The 14,490-nt window shown below is 54.0% G+C and carries 15 protein-coding genes, 1 tRNA gene and 1 pseudogene; 14 read left to right on the top strand and 3 right to left on the bottom strand.

The features are described from left to right. Positions 1-19 precede the first annotated feature (19 nt). The 13 genes from hisD to ETC05_RS14115 all read left to right on the top strand — a co-directional run bounded on the left by hisD (position 20) and on the right by ETC05_RS14115 (position 11,733). The gene (gene hisD / locus ETC05_RS14175) at positions 20-1,303 is read left to right on the top strand and encodes a histidinol dehydrogenase (protein WP_031407120.1); all 1,284 of its coding nucleotides are present in this window, start codon (positions 20-22) and stop codon (positions 1,301-1,303) included. After that, on the top strand, positions 1,303-1,890 hold the full coding sequence (hisB, locus tag ETC05_RS14170; protein ID WP_031407121.1) for an imidazoleglycerol-phosphate dehydratase HisB: 588 nt from the start codon (positions 1,303-1,305) through the stop codon (positions 1,888-1,890). The genes hisD and hisB overlap by 1 nt, the downstream gene beginning before the upstream one ends. 391 nt (positions 1,891-2,281) lie before the next feature. Beyond that, the gene (gene hisH, locus ETC05_RS14165; protein WP_171661296.1) at positions 2,282-2,923 is read left to right on the top strand and encodes an imidazole glycerol phosphate synthase subunit HisH; all 642 of its coding nucleotides are present in this window, start codon (positions 2,282-2,284) and stop codon (positions 2,921-2,923) included. After that, complete coding sequence (hisA, locus tag ETC05_RS14160; RefSeq protein WP_171661295.1) at positions 2,923-3,660, top strand: 1-(5-phosphoribosyl)-5-[(5-phosphoribosylamino)methylideneamino]imidazole-4-carboxamide isomerase; 738 nt, start codon at positions 2,923-2,925, stop codon at positions 3,658-3,660. The genes hisH and hisA overlap by 1 nt, the downstream gene beginning before the upstream one ends. After that, entirely contained in the window at positions 3,657-4,415 is a 759-nt protein-coding gene (gene hisF, locus ETC05_RS14155; protein WP_031407127.1) for an imidazole glycerol phosphate synthase subunit HisF, read from the top strand. Before hisA ends, hisF begins: the two co-directional genes overlap by 4 nt. Beyond that, complete coding sequence (hisIE, locus tag ETC05_RS14150; protein WP_031407129.1) at positions 4,412-5,059, top strand: bifunctional phosphoribosyl-AMP cyclohydrolase/phosphoribosyl-ATP diphosphatase HisIE; 648 nt, start codon at positions 4,412-4,414, stop codon at positions 5,057-5,059. The genes hisF and hisIE overlap by 4 nt, the downstream gene beginning before the upstream one ends. A gap of 138 nt (positions 5,060-5,197) precedes the next feature. Next, positions 5,198-6,670: a tetratricopeptide repeat protein gene (locus tag ETC05_RS14145; protein ID WP_171661294.1), complete on the top strand. Its 1,473-nt coding sequence runs from the start codon at positions 5,198-5,200 to the stop codon at positions 6,668-6,670. A gap of 75 nt (positions 6,671-6,745) precedes the next feature. Next, positions 6,746-7,702, top strand: a complete 957-nt coding sequence (trxB, locus tag ETC05_RS14140; RefSeq protein WP_031407133.1) for a thioredoxin-disulfide reductase — start codon at positions 6,746-6,748, stop codon at positions 7,700-7,702. 334 nt (positions 7,703-8,036) lie between these two features. Then, on the top strand, positions 8,037-8,513 hold the full coding sequence (locus ETC05_RS14135) for an NUDIX hydrolase (RefSeq protein ID WP_031407135.1): 477 nt from the start codon (positions 8,037-8,039) through the stop codon (positions 8,511-8,513). Between the two features lie 18 nt (positions 8,514-8,531). Next, positions 8,532-9,428, top strand: coding sequence for an RNase adapter RapZ (gene rapZ, locus ETC05_RS14130; protein ID WP_031407137.1), 897 nt, complete (start codon positions 8,532-8,534; stop codon positions 9,426-9,428). Further along, positions 9,425-10,378 (top strand): gluconeogenesis factor YvcK family protein, encoded by a 954-nt coding sequence (locus tag ETC05_RS14125; RefSeq protein ID WP_031407139.1) that lies wholly within the window; start codon positions 9,425-9,427, stop codon positions 10,376-10,378. Before rapZ ends, ETC05_RS14125 begins: the two co-directional genes overlap by 4 nt. A gap of 120 nt (positions 10,379-10,498) precedes the next feature. Further along, positions 10,499-11,461: a DNA-binding protein WhiA gene (whiA, locus tag ETC05_RS14120; RefSeq protein ID WP_031407142.1), complete on the top strand. Its 963-nt coding sequence runs from the start codon at positions 10,499-10,501 to the stop codon at positions 11,459-11,461. Between the two features lie 14 nt (positions 11,462-11,475). Then, the gene (locus ETC05_RS14115; protein ID WP_031407144.1) at positions 11,476-11,733 is read left to right on the top strand and encodes an HPr family phosphocarrier protein; all 258 of its coding nucleotides are present in this window, start codon (positions 11,476-11,478) and stop codon (positions 11,731-11,733) included. Positions 11,734-11,868: 135 nt separating this feature from the next. On the opposite strand, the gene clpP is transcribed toward ETC05_RS14115, so the two are convergent. After that, positions 11,869-12,459, bottom strand: coding sequence for an ATP-dependent Clp endopeptidase proteolytic subunit ClpP (gene clpP / locus ETC05_RS14110; RefSeq protein ID WP_031407146.1), 591 nt, complete (start codon positions 12,457-12,459; stop codon positions 11,869-11,871). A gap of 315 nt (positions 12,460-12,774) precedes the next feature. Between clpP and ETC05_RS14105 the strand changes: the two genes are divergently transcribed. Further along, positions 12,775-12,846 (top strand) — tRNA-Arg (locus ETC05_RS14105). A 117-nt stretch (positions 12,847-12,963) separates the two neighbouring features. Here ETC05_RS14105 and ETC05_RS14100 read toward each other — a convergent pair. After that, positions 12,964-13,320: pseudogene (locus tag ETC05_RS14100) on the bottom strand (tyrosine-type recombinase/integrase); the annotation flags it as partial. 272 nt (positions 13,321-13,592) lie between these two features. Further along, on the bottom strand, positions 13,593-14,150 hold the full coding sequence (locus tag ETC05_RS14095) for a DUF4367 domain-containing protein (protein ID WP_031407149.1): 558 nt from the start codon (positions 14,148-14,150) through the stop codon (positions 13,593-13,595). Positions 14,151-14,490: the final 340 nt, after the last annotated feature.

Here is a 14,490-nt window from a genome sequence, read left to right as displayed (position 1 = left end):
GATGGAAAGGAGAAAAGCCATGAAAATCGAACGAATCCAAGGCGGCGTCTCGCTAAGGCGGACGATTGAAAGCGGAACGGAGGAGCAGCGCCGAGCCGTGCTCGATATCATCGCCGCGGTGCGCGCCCGGGGCGATGCGGCGCTGAAAGAATATACGGAACGGTTTGACGGCGTCAAGCTGGATTCGCTGCGGGTGACGGAAGCGGAAATGGAGCGCGCGCATGCGTCCATGAGCGCGGAGATGCTGGAGATCATCCGTGAAGCGGCGGCCCACATTCGCGCCTATCATGAGCGGCAAAAGCGCCAATCATGGTGGATGACGAACGAAGACGGCACGATTCTCGGGCAAAAGGTGACGCCGCTTGACGCCGTCGGGCTGTATGTGCCGGGCGGGACGGCCGCCTATCCGTCGTCCGTGCTGATGAACGTCATTCCTGCGCAAGTGGCGGGAGTGAAGCGGATTGTCATCACCTCGCCGCCAAATAAAGACGGCACGCTGCCGGCTGGGGTGCTGGCGGCGGCGCATGAACTTGGGGTGGCGGAAATTTACAAAGTCGGCGGCGCGCAGGCGATCGCGGCGCTGGCGTATGGAACGGAAACGATTCGGCCGGTCGATAAAATTTTCGGACCGGGCAACATTTATGTGGCGTTGGCGAAACGGGAAGTGTTCGGGCATGTGGCGATCGACATGATCGCCGGGCCGAGCGAAATTGTTGTGCTCGCGGATGAGACGGCCCGCCCGGATGAGATTGCGGCGGATTTGTTGTCACAGGCCGAGCATGACGTGCGGGCGTCAGCCATTTTAGTAACGCCTTCAATGAAACTTGCCTTGGCGGTGGCGAGCGAGGTGGAACGGCAGCTTGAGACGCTGCCGCGCCGCGAGATCGCCCAAGCGGCGCTGGAAACCTACGGGGCCATTTATGTGACCGAGACGCTTGATGAGGCCGTTGAGGCGGTCAATGAGCTGGCGCCCGAGCATTTGGAAGTGATGACGGCGGAGCCGATGGCGCTGTTAGGGAAACTTCGCCATGCCGGGGCGATGTTTTTCGGCCGCTTCAGCTCTGAGCCGGTCGGCGACTATTTTGCCGGGCCGAACCACGTGCTGCCGACCAACGGCACGGCCAGATTCTCAAGCGGCTTGAGCGTCGATGAGTTTGTGAAAAAATCAAGCGTGATCGTTTACAGTGAAGCCGCCTTGAAACAACATGGCAACAAAATCGCCGCGTTTGCCCGCCTCGAGGGGCTGGAGGCGCACGCGCGCGCCATTGAGATGCGGCTGAAACGAGAAAGAGGGGAACGATAATGGCGAGAGAGGCGACGATCGCAAGAACGACGAAGGAGACAAGCATTCAGCTGACGTTTTCGCTAGACGGTGAAGGGAAGACGGAGCTCGAGACCGGCGTGCCGTTTTTGACCCATATGCTTGATTTGTTTGCGAAACACGGCCAGTTTGACTTGTTTGTTGACGCGAAAGGCGATACGCATATTGACGATCACCATACGACCGAAGATATCGGCATTTGCCTCGGGCAGGCGATCAAAGAAGCGCTCGGCGACAAAAAGGGAATCAAGCGGTACGGCCACGCGTTTGTGCCGATGGATGATGCGCTGGCGCAAGTCGTGATCGACTTGAGCAACCGCCCGCATTTGGAATTTCGCGGCGAATTTCCGGCGGCGAAAGTCGGCACGTTCGATGTCGAGCTCGTTCACGAGTTTTTATGGAAGCTGGCGCTGGAGGCGCGGATGAACTTGCATGTCATCGTTCATTACGGGCGCAATACCCACCATATGATCGAAGCGGTGTTTAAAGCGCTCGGGCGGGCGCTCGATGAAGCGACGATGGTCGACCCGCGCGTCAAAGGCGTCCCGTCGACGAAAGGGATGCTCTAACCGATCGAGGGGAGCGCTTCTCGCGGGGAAAAGCTTCGCGAGCGCAGGGAAGGCGTCCGGATCGAGGGGGCGCTTCCTGTGGGGAAAGCTTCGCGAGCGCAGGGAAGGCGTCCGAATCGAGGGCGGCGCTTCCTGTGGGGAAAGCTTCGCGAGCGCAGGGAAGGCGTCCGGATCGAGGGGGCGCTTCCTGTGGGGAAAAGCTTCGCGGGCGCAGGGAAGGCGTCCGGATCGAGGGCGGCGCTTCCTGCGGGAAAAGCTCCACGGATGCAGGAAAGGCGACCGGATGCCAAGGAGAGGTTTGCGCGTGAAGGGAGCGCCGTAAAAAGGATGCCGCCATACCGTTGTTCATTGAACAAGGGGATGGGCATGGATCAGCGAAGAAAGGAATGGGATGACGATGATCGGGATCATCGATTATGGGATGGGCAACTTATACAGCGTCAGCAAAGCGCTTGAGCGGCTTGGCTGTCCGTATATCGTGAGCGGGGACAACGAGGAGCTGGCGCGGGCAGGCGGGCTCATTTTGCCTGGCGTCGGCTCGTTCCGCGATGCGATGCACATTTTGCGTGAAACCGGGCTGGCCGATTTCATCCGCGCGGCGGCTGAAAACGGCACGCCGTTGCTCGGCATTTGTTTAGGGATGCAGTTGTTGTTTGACGAAAGCGAGGAAAACGGGCCGACCGAAGGGCTCGGGCTGCTTCGCGGCCGCGTCGTCCGCTTTCCGGGCGTGACGAAAGCCGGCGAGCCGTACAAAGTGCCGCACATGGGCTGGAATCAGCTTCGCTTTCATCGTCCGTCGCCGCTTCTTGATGGTGTCGAGGAAGGGCATGTGTATTTTGTCCATTCGTATTACGTCGTCCCGGGCGACGAAGAGGTCGTGCTCGCCAGCAGCGAATACGATGTCGACGTCCCGGCGGTCGTCGGGCGCGGCCACGTGTTTGGCACACAGTTTCACCCGGAAAAAAGCGGCGCGGTCGGCATGCACATCTTACGCAACTATGTCGGCATCGCCACAGGAAAGGAGAATGGCTGATGGCATCGTTTACGATTTATCCGGCGATCGATATGCGCGGCGGCAAATGCGTCCGCCTGCTGCAAGGCGATTACAGCAAAGAAACGGTGTACGGCGATTCGCCGGTCGCAATGGCCGAACAATTTGCCGCCCAAGGGGCGGAGTGGATTCATATGGTCGATTTAGATGGGGCGAAAGAAGGGCGGCGCGTCAACGACCGGTTTGTCATTGAGACGGTCCGCCGGTTTCCAGTGAACGTCCAAGTCGGCGGCGGCATTCGCACCGAGGACGATGTCGCCTACTATTTGGAGCGCGGCGTCGCCCGCGTCATTTTAGGGAGCGCGGCCATTGCCGATCCGCCGTTTGTGAAAGAGATGTTGAAAAAATACGGCCGCCGGATCGCCATCGGCATCGACGCCCGCGACGGCTTTGTGGCGACGGACGGCTGGGTGCAAACATCGAACGTGAAAGCGGAAGAGCTCGGAAGGATGCTTGCCGAGGCGGGGGCGGAGACGTTTATTTTCACCGATATTGCCACCGACGGCACACTGTCGGGGCCAAACATCGCTGTGGCGGTCCGTTTGGCCGAGGCGACGGGAAAAGAAGTGATTGCCTCCGGCGGCGTGCGCTCGCTCGACGATTTGCGCGCGCTTCGCGAATACGCCGGTCAAGGCATCGGCGGAGCGATCGTCGGCAAGGCGCTGTACACCAATCAATTTACGCTCGCGGAAGCGGTAAAGGCGGTGAACGAGCGGTGATTACGAAGCGCATCATCCCGTGCTTGGACGTAAAAGACGGCCGCGTTGTCAAAGGGGTGCAGTTTGTCCAGCTGCGCGATGCCGGCGACCCGGTCGAGCTTGCGAAGGCGTACGATGAGCAAGGAGCGGACGAGCTCGTGTTTTTGGACATTTCCGCCTCGCACGAAGGGCGGAAAACGATGGTCGATGTCGTCGAGCGCGTCGCTGCTCAGCTCGCCATTCCGTTTACGGTCGGCGGCGGCATTCATTCGCTTGATGACATGAAGCGCATGTTGCGCGCCGGGGCGGACAAAGTGTCGCTCAACACGGCCGCGGTGCTCCATCCTGCTTTGATCACCGAAGGGGCGGACTTTTTCGGCTCGCAATGCATCGTCGTCGCCATTGATGCGAAGTACGATCAGGCGCTCGGTTCTTGGCGCGTTTATACGCACGGCGGCCGCAACGCCACGGAATGGGAAGTCGTCGCCTGGGCGAAAGAAGCGGTGCGCCTTGGCGCCGGGGAGATTTTGCTGACGAGCATGGATGCCGACGGCGGGAAAAACGGCTTTGACCTCGAGTTGACGCGGCGAGTGAGCGAAGCGGTCCCGGTTCCGGTCATCGCCTCGGGCGGCGCCGGCAAGGCCGAGCATTTTTGGGAAGCGTTCGAAAAAGGAAAAGCGGACGCGGCGCTGGCGGCGTCGATTTTCCATTACAAAGAAACATCGGTCGGTCAAGTGAAGGCGTACTTGAAAGAAAGAGGGGTGAACGTGCGATGACAGCCGACATTCGCTTTGACGACAACGGGTTGGTGCCCGCCATCGTTCAAGACGCGCAAAGCAAAGAGGTGCTCATGCTCGCCTATATGAACAAAGAGTCGCTCGAAAAAACGCTCGCGACGGGGGAAACGTGGTTTTACAGCCGCTCGCGCCAAGCGTTGTGGCATAAAGGGGCGACGTCCGGGAACGTGCAGCGGGTGGTCGACATCCGCTACGACTGCGACGCCGACACGCTCCTTGTGCTGGTGGAGCCGGCGGGTCCGGCGTGCCATACGGGGACGTATTCCTGCTTTTCCCGCGCGCTTGACGGCGCGGGGCGCACGCCGGCGGCCGACCGGTTTGCGATTTTGAATGAGCTTGAACAAATCATCGCCCAGCGCGACGCCGAACGCCCCGAAGGAGCGTATACAACGTATTTGTTTGAAAAAGGCATCGATAAAATCTTGAAAAAGGTCGGCGAAGAAGCGACCGAAGTGATCATCGCGGCGAAAAACCGAAGCCATGAGGAGTTGAAATGGGAAGCGGCCGATTTGTTGTACCATTTGCTGGTGCTTTTGCGCGAACAAAAGCTGCCGCTTGACGCCGTGCTGGAGACGCTGGCCGAGCGGCACGCGCAAAAGGCGGGAGCGGGCGACAAAAAATAACAAGAGAAAAAAGAACGTCTGCCATCGCGCCGGCGTTCTTTTTCATAGAAAAACCGCATTCCTAAAGTTTCTTGCTTGTTTTCGCTCCTGATATGGTATACTGTTGTTCGACGAATTTTACGGACAACGGAGGACAGAATGGGAAAACAGCTGAAGCGATCATCACGAAAAGCAACGATTGTGCCGTTCATCCAAAGCGGGGATTTCTTTTTCAAAAAAGGGATGAAAGCATACGACCATGGTGATTTGGAAAAAGCGAGAAAATATTTCGAGCGCGCCGTCCGCTTGGATGAGCGCGATGCTTCATTCGCCTTGCAGCTTGCGCTTGTGCTGTCGGAGCTTGGCGAATATCAGTTTTCCAACCAATGGCTGCTGAAAATCATTCACGATTTGGATGAGACGATGTACGACTGTTTGTATTTTTTGGCGAACAATTTTGCCTGCCTCGGGCTGTTTCGCGAGGCAAGGCAATACGCCGAACGCTATTTGACGCATGAGCCGGACGGAGAGTTTGCCGACGATGCGGCAGACTTGCTTGAGCTGCTTCGGCTCGATGGCTCGGAATGGACGGAAGAGCAGGAAGACCTCATGGCGCTCGAGGATCGCGCCCGCCGCTTGCTGGAAGAGGAGCGGTTTTCGGAAGCCATTGAGGCGCTCGAGGCGATTGTCGCCCGCTATCCCGACGTTTGGGCGGCGCATAACAACTTGGCGCTTGCCTATTTTTACAGCGGCGATATCGAAAAAGCGAAAAAGAAAGTGCGTGACGTGCTCAAGCGCGACCCCGGCAATTTGCATGCGCTTTGCAATGCGCTTGTGTTTGCCCACTATTTGCGCGACGAAGAGCAGGTGGCGGCGCTGTGCGAGACATTGGCCGGCCTGTATCCATTTTTTCATGAGCATCAATATAAGCTCGGGGCGACGTTTGCGCTCGTCGGGCGGTTCGATTTGGCGTTCCGTTGGCTGCACCGTCTGTATAAGCAAAGGTTCCACGGTGACGGGCCGTTTTATTATTGGCTCGCTTGCGCTGCCTACTATACCGGGCATGAACCGCTTGCTCGGCAAATGTGGGAAGAGTTTCTCGCGCTTCATCCGGAAAAACGCGGCGAGGAGCCGTGGGCGGCGGCATCGCTCACGGATGAATGGTTGATTCGCATGATTGCTTTGTTTGAGAGTGGTGAACTGGCTGACTGGTTGTACGGGTTGTATTTGTTCAGCCGTTCACATCGTTCGAAAGAAATGACAATGTCGCTCGCCGTTTGCCGCTTGTTGCCGGCCGATCCGCGACTTCGTCCATTTATCGATTACGTTTTGTTCGGTTTAACCGATGGCCCGTCCGCCTGGGCGGCGAACATCGTCCGCATGGTCGATGTGCTTTCCGCACATAATGAGGAAAAGGAAGCGCTCTGTCGCTTTGCCTTTGCGATGGCCGTTCATCCGTCGGCTGATCGCGAACCGTTTGCGAACGGAGCTGCATGGGCGGCAGCGATTGAATACATGTGGCGCCGACAGCAAGGAGAGCGTGTGACGCAAAAAGAAATGGCGGTCAAATACGGCGTCTCGGCGGCGACAGTGCAAAAATACGTGCAAAAAGCGCGCCGGCTCTATACATGAGCAAATCAATAGACAGGGCGAATCGACTTCTATACGATGAAAATGGAAGGATTCTCGAGCGAAGGAGTGGACGGTGTGGCAGACGAAAAAATTTACGATGTGATTATTGCCGGAGCCGGGCCGGCGGGGCTGACGGCGGCTGTCTATACATCGCGAGCCAATTTGTCGACGCTGATGATCGAGCGCGGCGTCCCGGGCGGGCAGATGGTCAACACTGAGGAAGTCGAGAACTACCCAGGGTTTGAGACGATTTTAGGCCCGGAATTGGCGACGAAAATGTTTGAACATGCAAAAAAATTTGGAGCGGAGTATGCTTACGGCGACGTGAAAGAAATCATCGACGGCGAGGCGTACAAAACGGTCATCGTCGGCGACAAAGAATACAAGGCGCGCGCCGTCATCATCGCCACGGGAGCCGAATATAAAAAGCTCGGCGTTCCGGGCGAGGCGGAGCTCGGCGGCCGCGGCGTTTCGTACTGTGCGGTGTGCGACGGGGCGTTTTTCAAAGGAAAAGACTTGGTCGTCGTCGGCGGGGGCGACTCGGCGGTGGAAGAGGGCGTCTATTTGACGCGGTTTGCCAATAAAGTGACGATTGTCCACCGCCGCGACAAGCTGCGGGCGCAAAAAATTTTGCAAGACCGGGCGTTCGCCAATGAGAAAATTGATTTCATCTGGAACCATACAGTGAAACAAATCAACGAAAAGGACGGGAAAGTCGGCAGTGTGACGCTTGTGCATACGCAAACGGGTGAAGAGCGTGAATTTCCATGCGACGGTGTGTTCATTTACATCGGGATGGCGCCGCTCTCGAAGCCGTTTGTGAGCCTTGGCATCACGAATGAAAACGGCTATATTGTGACGAACGAGAAGATGGAGACGAAAGTGCCGGGCATTTTCGCCGCGGGAGATGTACGGGAAAAAACGCTCCGGCAAATCGTCACCGCGACCGGCGACGGCAGCATCGCCGCCCAAAGCGCCCAGCACTACGTCGAGGAACTGAAAGAAAAGCTTCATAAGCAAGGGGTTCGCTGAACCGGTAACGAAATCGCAACAAAACCGTAATGGTGATTTAATCCAGATGTAACACGAATGCAATAGAAGTGTCGTATGCTATAAGTAAGTAATTGACCCCCTTTTATATAGATCCTTTCATTTGGCGCGGGCGTTTGTCCGTGTCTCTTTTTTGTTTTGCGCCTGCCTTCCGCCGTGCTCTGCAAACAGCTGGGGAATGGCGTCTTTCGGTTGGGAAACGAAGTGTGGGGCCCGTGGTTTTTGCAGGCGGGAAAGCGGACGGTTTCCAGCGGTTTGAAGGTGGAGCAGCCTAACTATTTATGGTAAAATGAAACTGATTATGTGTGTTTGCCGAATGGTTGGGGTGAACAAATTGCAACGGGTGACAAACTGCGTATTATATAAAGACGGCCAAGTGCTGCTTTTGCAAAAGCCGAAGCGCGGCTGGTGGGTCGCTCCGGGCGGCAAAATGGAGCCCGGCGAGACGGTGCGTGAAGCGTGCATTCGCGAATACCGAGAAGAGACAGGCATCTATTTGAAGAATCCGGAGCTGAAAGGCGTCTTTACGATCGTGATGAAAAATGGGAATGAAACGGTGTCGGAGTGGATGATGTTTACGTTTTTCGCCGACGACTTCATCGGTGAAAATGTGCTGTCTTCCGAAGAAGGGACGCTCGCCTGGCATAAAGTGGAGACGCTTTCGACGCTGCCGATGGCCCCTGGCGACTATCATATTTTGGACTACGCCTTGAAAGGCAAAGGGGTCATGTACGGGGTGTTTGTGTATACAGAGGAGTTTGAACTGCTTTCGTATCGGTTGGATCCGAGTTGATGGAGAGGAGAGACGACAATGGGGCAAAACGGAGCGCTGCCACCGATTCAGCTTGTCATCATCACCGGCATGTCCGGTGCAGGCAAAACGGTGGCGATCCAAAGCTTTGAAGACCTCGGCTTTTTTTGTATTGACAACTTGCCGCCGACGCTGCTGCCGAAATTTTTGGAGCTCGTGAAAGAGTCCGGAAATAAAATGAATAAGGTTGCTATCGTCATCGATTTGCGCAGCCGCGACTTTTTCGACCATTTGTTCGCTGCGCTTGATGAGTTGGCCGAGCAAGCGTGGGTCATCCCGCAAGTGTTGTTTTTGGACGCCCAAGATTCGACGCTGGTCGCCCGCTACAAAGAAACGCGGCGGACGCATCCACTCGCGCCGAACGAGCCCCCGCTTGAGGGGATCCGCCTTGAGCGGAAGCTGCTGGAAGAAATCAAAGGACGGGCGCAAATCATTTACGATACGACGGGGCTCAAGCCGCGCGAGCTGCGGGAGAAAATCATCCGCCAGTTTTCCTCGCACGCTCAATCCGGGTTCACCATCAACGTCATGTCGTTTGGGTTTAAGTACGGCATTCCGATTGATGCGGATTTGGTGTTTGACGTCCGCTTTTTGCCGAACCCGCATTACATTGAACATATGCGGCCAAAAACCGGGTTGGACGATGAGGTATCATCCTACGTGCTCAAGTGGGGGGAAACGCAAAAGTTTTTGGAAAAGCTGATCGACTTGTTGTCGTTTATGCTGCCGTATTACCAGCGCGAAGGAAAAAGCCAACTGGTGATCGCCATCGGCTGCACGGGCGGCCAGCACCGCTCAGTGACGCTCGCCGAATACATCGCCCGCCATTTTTCGACCGACTATAAAACCGCTGTCTCGCACCGGGACATGGAGAGGGGAAAGGACATACACCGATGAGGAACGAACAAGCAGCGAAACTGGTCGTCATCGGCGGCGGCACCGGGCTTCCCGTGCTGCTGAGGGGGCTGAAGCAGCATGAATTGGATTTGACCGCCATTGTCACCGTCGCCGATGACGGCGGAAGTTCCGGGCGGCTGCGCGATGAGCTGCACATCCCACCGCCTGGAGATGTCCGCAACGTGTTGGCCGCGCTGTCTGACGTCGAACCGCTCATTGTCGAGCTGTTCCAGCACCGTTTTCAAAACGGCAACGGCTTATCCGGCCATTCGCTCGGCAATTTGATTTTGGCGGCGCTTACGTCGATTACCGGCGATTTTGTCAAGGCGATCCGCGAGATGAGCAAAGTGTTGAACGTGCGCGGCCAAGTGTTGCCGGCGGCGAACAAAAGCGTCGTCTTGCACGCGGAGATGGAAGACGGTTCCATCATCTCTGGCGAGTCAAAAATCCCGAGGGCGGGGAAAAAAATTAAGAGGGTGTTTTTAACCCCAGAGGATATTGAGCCGCTGCCGGAGACGGTTGATGCCATCCGCCGCGCCGATTTGATTGTCATCGGCCCGGGGAGCTTATACACGAGCATTTTGCCGAATTTGCTCGTGCCGAAAATCGGGCAGGAAGTGTGCAAGGCAAAGGCGAAAAAAGTATATATATGCAACATTATGACTCAGGCCGGCGAGACGCCGCACTATACGGTGAGCGACCATGTGGAGGCGCTTCATGCTCATCTTGGCGGCCCGTTTTTGGACGCGGTGATCATCAACAGCGGGGTGATCCCGGAGGCGATCCGACGCCGCTATGAGGCCGAGCGGGCCGAGCCGGTGCGTGACGACAGCAGCGGGCTTTCGTTGCAAGTCATCCGCGATGATATTGTCACGTATGAAGATGGGGTGATTCGCCATAATACGGCGAAAGTCGCCGCCCTTCTTCTCGGGCTTCTCTCCTGCTCTTGAGGGAAGGGGCTGAGTGGAACGCCAAGCGCCATCATGGGGAGGCGGCGCTTCCGATGGCCGCGCCGAATGTCAGGCACCTCCACCGGCCGGATGCGGGGAACGAATGGAGGTGGAGCGATCGTGTCTTTTGCATCGGAAACGAAGAAAGAATTGACCCATTTGGAAGTGAAGTCTTGCTGCTTGCGGGCGGAGCTGTCGGCGCTTTTGCGCATGAACGGTTCGCTGTCGTTTTCCGGCGGGCGAATGGCCGTCGATGTTCAGACGGAAAATGCGGCGATCGCTCGGCGCATTTATACGCTGCTGAAAAAAGGGTATGATGCCGCCGTCGAGCTGTTCGTCCGCAAGAAAATGCGCTTGAAAAAAAACAACGTCTACATCGTCCGCGTCACCGATGGTGCGGCTGAGCTCCTTCGCGAGCTTTACATTGTGAACGGCGATTTTTCGCTCATCCATGATATTTCTCCGGAACTCGTCAAGAAAAAATGCTGCAAGCGCTCGTATTTGCGCGGGGCGTTTTTGGCTGGCGGTTCGGTCAACAATCCGGAGACGTCGTCCTACCATTTGGAGATTTTTTCGCTGTATGAGGAGCATAACCGGGCGTTATGCGAATTGATGAACAGCCACTTTCTTTTAAATGCGAAAACGTTGGAACGGAAAAAGGGGTTTATTACGTATTTAAAAGAGGCCGAAAAAATCGCCGAGTTTTTGAACATCATCGGCGCCCATCAGGCGCTGCTCCGCTTTGAGGACATCCGCATCGTCCGCGACATGCGCAACTCGGTCAACCGGCTTGTCAATTGCGAGACCGCCAATTTGAACAAAACGATCGGTGCCGCGCTCCGGCAGGTCGAAAACATCCGCTACATCGATGAGACGATCGGCCTTGATTCGCTGCCGGCCAAGCTGCGGGAAATCGCGAAGCTTCGCATTGAGCATCAAGACGTGACGCTGAAAGAGCTCGGCGAGATGGTCGCCGGCGGGAAAATCAGCAAATCCGGCATCAACCACCGGCTGCGCAAAATTGATGAGATCGCGGAGCGGCTGCGGGCCGGAAAGCCGGTCGATTTCCATAAATCGCTGTAAAGGGGAGATGGAGAATGGTTGAAAAACAAGTGGAAGTGAAATTAAAAACCGGGTTGCAGGCGCGCCCGGCGGCGTTGTTTGTCCAAGAAGCGAACCGTTTTTCCGCTGATATTTTTTTGGAAAAAGACGGGAAACGTGTCAACGCAAAAAGCATTATGGGCTTGATGAGCCTTGCCATCGGCCATGGAGCGGTGGTCACGCTCGTGGCCGACGGGCCGGATGAGCAAGAAGCGATCGAAAAGCTCGCCGCCTATGTGCAAAGGGACAAGTAAGGCGGCATGAGGGCTTTAAGGAAACGGAAAAGGCTGCTCCGTTTTGGTCGGAAGCAGCCTTTTCTGCTGTTTTGTTTTTCGTCCATGTCGAGGCAGGCGCGGCTCTATCGCGGTTCTGCCGACGTTTGCTTTGGCTTATTTTTCATCAGCGCGCGTCAGCACGCGGTCAATGATGCCGTATTCTTGCGCTTTTTGCGCGGTCATAAAGTTGTCGCGGTCCGTATCGCGCTCGATCACTTCGATCGGCTGGCCGGTGTTTTCCGATAGAATGCGGTTCAATTTGTCGCGCAGGAACAAAATGCGCTTCGCCGCGATTTCGATTTCTGTCGCTTGCCCTTGGGCGCCGCCGAGCGGTTGGTGGATCATGATTTCACTGTTCGGCAAGGCGAATCGTTTCCCTTTCGCACCAGCGGCCAGCAAAAACGCCCCCATGGAAGCGGCCATGCCGATGCAAATCGTCGAGACGTCCGGCTTGATGAACTGCATCGTGTCGTAAATCGCCAAGCCGGCTGTGATCGAGCCGCCCGGGCTGTTAATGTACAAAGAAATATCTTTGTCCGGGTCTTCCGCCGCCAAAAACAACAGCTGCGAGACGATCGAGTTGGCCACTTGATCGTCGATCGGGCTGCCAAGGAACACAATTCGGTCTTTCAATAAGCGTGAATAAATGTCGTACGCCCGCTCCCCGCGGTTCGTCTGTTCGATGACAGTCGGAATCAAATACATCAAAAAACGCCTCCTTTTCCATCTTAATGGATCAATATGTACGTCTTCATCATACACGAATGGTCAATGAAGGTCAAACAAAACGCCTTCTCCATTCTTTATAACATATTCGCGGCTGGGGGCGAACATCCCTCTTTTCATCATAACCGCTTTTTCATTTTTTTAACCCGTTGCCCGCGGCTGTGTCATTGATGGGGAAGGAACAAAGATTCCATTTTTCCTGTTTTTTATTGCATTTTTCCTCTTGCATTTTTGTGCGATCCTGCTATAATAGAACATGCGACGGAACGAAACAGAGAAATCATAAAATGATATGCCCTCGTAGTGTAGTGGATAGCACGAGAGATTCCGGTTCTCTTAGCGTGGGTTCGAATCCTGCCGAGGGCGCTACGCGTATAGGATCTATCATTTTTGAGTGCGGCCGCGTTTGCGGTCGTTTTTTATTTTTGGGAATCCCGAAAAAAACGATAGAATCCGAAAAAATTTTGCACGAATTTTGCACGGCTATTTGGCATGATACAGCTCCTCCATCGCGAGATCAACTTGACGGGACTCTTTTTGTTCCATCTCATCTAAAATGTGCGAGTACGTTTGTAAAGTGGTTACAATATCTTTATGGCCCAGTCTTCGTGAAACGTATTTGATATTCACTCCTTTATACAAGAGCATGGATGCGTGAGTATGCCGGAGCCCGTGACAAGTGATCGTTTTAATCCCGATTTTTTTGCATAATGCTCGCAACGTTTTATTGACCGCGTTATTTGTCACAATTTCCATTTTTGAATTGATAAACACTAAATTTTTCGTGTTTCTCAATCCAGTTTTCATAGCTAATTCATTTTGATGTTTTCGGAGTTCCTGGTAACGTCAAGAATTTTGTGTAATGTAAAATAGATAGGGTATCTCTGAAATGGATTTGGAATAGAGGGGGCTGTTTCCTCCACACAGGAGACTGAATATTCAGTCTCCTGTGTGGAAAGGGAAAATCCCCTTATCTCATTGATTTACATTATTTGGTTAATTGTAACGTTCTTCAAACATTCGTTGAAGGGCTTCATGCGCTTGAAGCGGGAGACTTCTTTCGGAACTATGTTAAAAAGATAAAAAACCCCGGCAGATAGCCGAGATTTTGATTATTGCAGGGATTCTGCAATCTTGATTAATTTGTCGGCTTTAATGTTCATACCTCGGACATTAAAGTAACGACCATCTTTCCAAAATATCAATTGAATAGGATCATGTTCGCCACGCTTAATCAACCATGCATCTACGCCAGCTACTTGAATTTTTTCTCCTTTTGAGAGAACATTCATCGGCTTAACTGTTCCATCATCATCGGATTGAATGATCAACAATTCTTTTCGTTGATACTTTAACTTCTTATCAGCGTCTTTATCCACCCACGCCTGTTTGACAACCGTTAGTTTTTTGGCTCCTTGAGTAACTACCTCTGTTTTAGGTTCAAGTTCTTTCACATCTTCCGGAAGCACAGTCGGTTTTTTGGCTTTAAACGGCAGTTTGTCTTGGGCAATTCCATTAAAACGTTCGACCTTTATTTTTGTATCTTCTGTCACTTTCGTGTTTTGATAGGAATTTGCTGATGTTGCTTTTTCTTGTGAAACAAAACCGGAAATAACAACAGCAAGTGCTGCTCCTACAATACCGCCAATTATGAGATTTTTCTTCTTCATGATAACCCCCCTTATAAGCACATGTACGTTAATCTTTCAAAATCATGGTCAACATGCCAATAGTCCTCGGAATTGTTAGTTGTTACATCAATATACCATCCATAACATGCATCACGCAAATAGGTAGCCGGATAGCTATCGGTTAAGTTATAGTTCCATTCATAATATTGAGTAGAACCTAAATAACCAACATAGACCCGATAATCCTCAAACTGTAAATTAGCACATTATTTCAGAATCCCTTTTTCAAATTATTTCGGACGGATTCGGAAATAATGTGCAAAATCTTTGCGAATTATTCCAGGTTTTGCAGATTATTTCCGAACATTTGCACATTATT

The organism is Geobacillus sp. BMUD, assembly GCF_013096845.1.
Classification (GTDB): domain Bacteria; phylum Bacillota; class Bacilli; order Bacillales; family Anoxybacillaceae; genus Geobacillus; species Geobacillus vulcani.
This window is presented reverse-complemented; position numbering and strand designations above follow the sequence as displayed.